The following is a 4,835-nucleotide window of genomic DNA, read 5'->3' as shown; positions in this document are numbered from 1 at the left end:
TTAGCGCTGTGACGGCGAGACAGGTGCGCACGCCAATGGCAGAGATCGTCTCGATATCGCGTGCAATTCCAGCACCGCCACTGGAGTCCGATCCACCGACGACAAGCACATGTGGTTCTCGCCTCAGCGCCATTGGTCCGTCTTTTCGATCCATTCTCGCGTGCGCGCCTCGGGGTCGTCGTTGAGCGTGATGTCGGTCACCACCGCCGCGCTGTCCGCGCCAGCCGCAAAGACACCGTCGAGCCGCTCAGGGTTGAGGCCACCAATGGCGACCAATTGAAACGGCGCGACCTGGCGCTTCCATTCGCTGATCCGTTCGACCCCTTGCGGCGCCCATTTCATCTTCTTCAGGATGGTCGGATAGATGGGTCCAAGCGCTATGTAGTCAGGCTCGGCGGCCATCGCCGTTTCCAGCTCCTGATGATCATGTGTGCTCAGTCCGAGCCTTACGCCGGCTGCCCGTATCGCCAAGAGGTCAGCGGTCTGCAAATCCTCCTGGCCGAGATGTATGAAGTCGCAGCCTTCCTCGACAGAAGCTCGCGCACTGCCGAGGCTTCGAGCGTCGGCGAGCAGCTTCTTTAGCTTGGCGTTCTCGTCTTCCAAGGCCTCAGGCGCTTGGCGTCGGAGACGTCCATCCCGCCATACTTGGCCTTCCAGCTATACAGCGTCGCCTCGGAGATCCCGTGCTTGCGGGCAAGATCGCCAGCCTTCGCACCCTCTTCATGCTCGCGCATAACCGCGATGATCTGCTCTTCCGTAAATCGCTTTGTCTTCATCAGTCCGTAATCAAGGACCCTGACTCTAGTCTCAGATGGAGGAAATTCTCAGTGGCAGGTCTGTATTCAGGTGCTGCTGCCCCATCGCAGTCTGGCGCGAGGACTCTAAACGCCCAGACCGACAGCAACTGACAAAATGGCGGATTCGAAACAAACACCTGACAAAAATGTCCGCATCATTACACATGGATGTTTTCAAAGGTAAATTAATGCCGTCAGCGGGCGTTCAGCGCGCTGGCACGGCCTTTGCTGGTTGAAATGCGGCAAAACTGATTGACGGCTGACTGCATCGAAGCCCGCCTGACGATAGAGGCCTCCTTTCAGTCGACTCGGTGCACCGTCTCTCAGGGAACAGCTTGCCATAAAGCCGCGCAGCTTTGGGATGGCGTTGGAGAGCAATATGGTTTTGCAGATGGGGTCGCCGGCTCCTTCGATCAATGTGGAGACTTGGGTGCGCGGCGAGCCCATCGCACATTTCCAGCCCGGCAAAGTATACGTCGTCGAATTTTGGGCAACTGGGAGTGAACCATGTGCGGCGGCGATGCACCATCTGATGCAGATGCAGGAAAGGTTCAAGCACAGTGGGCTCGAGGTCATCGTGGTCGCGGCTCATGAAGGCGCGCTATCGACGGTTGAGGCGCGGGTCAAGCTGGACGCGTGGTTGACCGAAAAGTGCTCGAACCTGAATTTTCCGATCGCGTTCGACCATACGGGCCAAATGAAAAAGCGTTGGATGGAAGCAAGCTTTTCTGGCGAATTTCCGATCTTGTTTGTAATCGATGCAGACGGTCGTATCGCCTATATCGGTCACGCTACTCGACTTAACGAGGTCTTGGCGAGAGTGCTCAACGGCCGCTGGCGCACCAGCGACGCATCGAAAGTCGACTCGAAGCGGATCGCCGAGCGCGAACAAGCGTTGACCAAGTCAATTAATAGGAGATTTTGGGCCGCAGTGAGAAAAGAGGACTGGGAGACGGCACTCTCAGCAGTCGAAGAGGGCAGCGCCTTGATGCCCGACGACATCAACTTCCGCTTGGCTCAGGCGCATGTATTGCTTCACAGAATGCAAGACATGCCGGCCGGGTTGCCTGTCATACGCCAATTGGCTCGCGACGCGATCGAAAGGAACTCCGAGCATTGGCTGCTGGCAACATTAGACCAACTTTTCGGTCCGGCGCACGACCACTCGCACTTTCCGTCTCATGAGCGCTTCGCGCTCGGCAAAGAGTTGGCCGAGCATATCCTGGCACGCAATCCACTCCAAGGCGACGGCCACAAGTTCCGGACTTATCCGGCGGTGGCTCGATACTATCACGAGAGCGGCAACCAAGATCGTGCGATTGAGCTAATCGAGTTCGCACTGAAATCGCTGGACAGTGCGGACCCTATGCTGGACGAGCTGAAACAACACCTTCTACCGAACTTGCTGCAGGCCTTAGCCAACTACAAGGGTGAGGAGGTTTATTACGGCGCCCTCTGTGCGGCTCCGCAAAGCAATGTCCTGAAGGCACGATCGCAGGGCGGGCCGAGGAGAAAGCATAAAAGGGTTTGATAGCAAGAAGGGCTTACGGGCCAATTCGTTCAGGCATATGGGTCCATCGCAGCTGAATTGGCATCAATATACAGGGTGTTACTAAACATGTTCTGAGGATGCCTTTGAAACCCATGAAATCATGGTGGTATGGGACAAAGCCCGGGCACCTAACGAAGAAAGAAGCGTCAGCGCAGATGCTCGCATTTCAGTTCAAATCGACTAAGAGCAACGAATCGCGGCGCCGGACCGGGCTCGTGCGTCGCGCACGGCCATCAGGTTGGGCCTTCGGAGTCAGAGACGCCTATTCATCTTGCGGCCGCTTAATGGTCGCATCGCCGACGGGGTGGAGTAGGCCTTGACCACGCGGGAGAAGGTGTCCGGATTAAACCGGCCTGCGCGTGCGTCTCGCGTCGGCATGCTTGTAACGGTGAATGGCGAAAGGGCAGCCGAATGAAGCGTTTTATGGGGAAGGTCGCCTTAGTGACCGGGGCTAGCCGCGGCATTGGGGCGGCAATCGCCGACAGACTTGCCAGCGACGGGGCCAGAGTATTTGCGGTTCAGCTCGAGGCGACCGGTCATAGAGAAGGGATAGTCGCGGACCTTTGCGACCCCGGCGTTCCGAACATGGTAATTGACCATGTCGTTCGACAGGCTGGCCGCCTCGATATCCTGGTCAACAACGCTGGGTGCATGGTTGAAGCAAGGGTAGATGATACCGGGCTTGACGAGTGGCGACGCACAATGGCGCTGAATCTTGATGCTCCTTTCCTGCTGATCCGTCGCGCCATGCCTCATCTTCGCAGAAGCCGTGGCTCAATCGTCAATGTTGGCTCGATAGAGGGATTGGCCTCTAACCCAGGGCACGCGGCATATTGTGCCTCGAAGGCTGGGCTGCATGGCCTTACACGCGCCGTAGCGGTGGACGGCGGGCAAGACGGGGTGCGCTGCAATGGCGTAGCGCCTGGTTGGATCGATACGGATCTCAATGTCGATTTCGTCGCCGCTTTGCCCGAGAAGGCACTGGAACGGCTTGGTACCATTCATCCGTTGGGCCGAACAGGCCGCGTTGAGGAAGTTGCCGCCATGGTCGCATGGATTGCCTCCGACGAAGCTGCATTCGTCACCGGCCAGATTTTTGTCGTAGACGGTGGCCGAACTGCCAAGTTAAGTCTTCCGTGACGGTTAGTCGTATTTCGAACTGGGGCGGGCCGCTGGAACGCCATCCTCCCGCTGGCACCTGCCTTGTCGCTATCAGCCGCGACGTCGAGAACCGGGTCCGTCTGATGGTAAAGGAATATGGCGCCCAGTTCCGCCGCTCGGCAACGTCAGAGAATGATTGCCTACGGACATCTGCTGGGGCCAATCTCCGAGGCGGCGGTGCATTTAGGGTGAAATTTGCCGTGAACAGGAGAAGGCTCGATGGCAAATCTGGTCCTTCTACGTGGAGACGAGCGCCCCCGCCGCGGCGTGTTCGAGCGAGAGAGCATGCAATGTTCGCATGCCTTGGCGATGTGTTGTTTAGCGGCGCTGAGCTTGCTGCCATGCCTTCACCGCTAGGGCTGAACCAGGCGCGGATGTCCATGTGGGACCCAGCTCTCCTGGACCAGGAGGCATCTCATGCCGGTCTTGGCGGCGACCGCAGCGACCATGCGCGTATGGTTGGACTGCACGCCACCGGTTGTGACGAGCGTATCGGGCATCTGGCGCGATCGCGTCGGGCGGCGTCGTCATGAGCCAGGCGGTGCTGATCGCTGTCGGCATCGATTGGGACGGCCGGCGCCAGATCTTGGCCGTCGAGATGGCTAATCGCGAAAGCCGCTCGGCCTGGAGGGATTTCCTCGTCGCGCTGAAGGCGCGCGGGCTCAGGGGCGTCGAACTGGTCGTGTCCGACGATCATGCCAGCCTGGTGGCGGCGATCGGCGGGGTGATCCCCGAAGCCCGCCTGGCAGCGCTGCTACGTGCCTCAGGAACGCGCTCGATCACCTGCCGAGAAATCGTGGCGATGATTGCCTGCAGGAGTTGCGCTGGCTCTACGACCGCGCGATCTCGCCGAGGCCAAGGCCGATCTCGCCGCATGGCTTGCCAAATGGTCGGGCCGCTATCCGCGACTGACGAGCTGGGGAGAGGAGACCATCGAATGCACGCTGACCTTCTTTTGCCTGCCGCGCCAGCACCACAAGCACCTGAAGTCCACCAACATGCTGGAACGCCTCAACGAGGAAATCCGCCGGCGCACCTATGTCGTGCGCATCTTCCCGAACGCCGAAAGCTGCCTGCGCCTGGTCAGGGCGCTGGCCGTCGAAACCAACGAAAACTGGATGGAGGCCAACCGCTACATCAACATGGATGACCTGCGCGAGCACAAGAAGCTTGCTTTGCGCCAAGCCGCATGACCAGCTCAGAAAGAGCACGCGGCCGAAGTAGCCGGCCTGAAGCAGCAGCGAACAGGCCAGCGTCGTGACGACTGCCACACGGAGAATCCAAAGCGAAGTAAACCATCGACGCATTGCTGCACAGGACCAGCC

The 4,835-nt window shown here is 59.1% G+C and carries 3 protein-coding genes and 5 pseudogenes; 3 read left to right on the top strand and 5 right to left on the bottom strand.

Annotated features, from left to right (window positions below):
• The 3 genes and pseudogenes from EN750_RS18700 to EN750_RS18690 all read right to left on the bottom strand — a co-directional run.
• On the bottom strand, window positions 1–133 hold a 133-nt coding region (locus EN750_RS18700), incomplete at its 3' end, for a bifunctional hydroxymethylpyrimidine kinase/phosphomethylpyrimidine kinase (RefSeq protein WP_189384703.1).
• A pseudogene (locus EN750_RS18695) lies at window positions 124–534 on the bottom strand (thiamine phosphate synthase); the annotation flags it as partial. The pseudogene EN750_RS18695 and the gene EN750_RS18700, both read right to left, overlap by 10 nt.
• Window positions 522–776: pseudogene (locus EN750_RS18690) on the bottom strand (transposase); the annotation flags it as partial. The pseudogenes EN750_RS18690 and EN750_RS18695, both read right to left, overlap by 13 nt.
• 400 nt (window positions 777–1,176) lie before the next feature.
• Between EN750_RS18690 and EN750_RS18685 the strand changes: the two are divergent.
• Together EN750_RS18685 and EN750_RS18680 are read left to right on the top strand one after the other, a co-directional pair.
• Entirely contained in the window at window positions 1,177–2,328 is a 1,152-nt protein-coding gene (locus EN750_RS18685) for a TlpA disulfide reductase family protein (protein WP_126080610.1), read from the top strand.
• Window positions 2,329–2,760: 432 nt separating this feature from the next.
• Window positions 2,761–3,489 (top strand): SDR family oxidoreductase, encoded by a 729-nt coding sequence (locus EN750_RS18680; protein ID WP_126080609.1) that lies wholly within the window; start codon window positions 2,761–2,763, stop codon window positions 3,487–3,489.
• A gap of 401 nt (window positions 3,490–3,890) precedes the next feature.
• Here the strand turns inward: EN750_RS18680 and EN750_RS18675 are convergent.
• Window positions 3,891–4,004, bottom strand: a pseudogene (locus EN750_RS18675) (aminocyclopropane-1-carboxylate deaminase/D-cysteine desulfhydrase family protein); the annotation flags it as partial.
• A gap of 26 nt (window positions 4,005–4,030) precedes the next feature.
• Between EN750_RS18675 and EN750_RS18670 the strand changes: the two are divergent.
• Window positions 4,031–4,703: pseudogene (locus EN750_RS18670) on the top strand (transposase); the annotation flags it as partial.
• Between the two features lie 36 nt (window positions 4,704–4,739).
• Here the strand turns inward: EN750_RS18670 and EN750_RS40835 are convergent.
• A pseudogene (locus EN750_RS40835) lies at window positions 4,740–4,817 on the bottom strand (hypothetical protein); the annotation flags it as partial.
• Between the last annotated feature and the right edge of the window lie 18 nt (window positions 4,818–4,835).

Source organism: Mesorhizobium sp. M7A.F.Ca.ET.027.03.2.1, assembly GCF_003999175.1.
Classification (GTDB): Bacteria; Pseudomonadota; Alphaproteobacteria; order Rhizobiales; family Rhizobiaceae; genus Mesorhizobium.
This window is presented reverse-complemented; position numbering and strand designations above follow the sequence as displayed.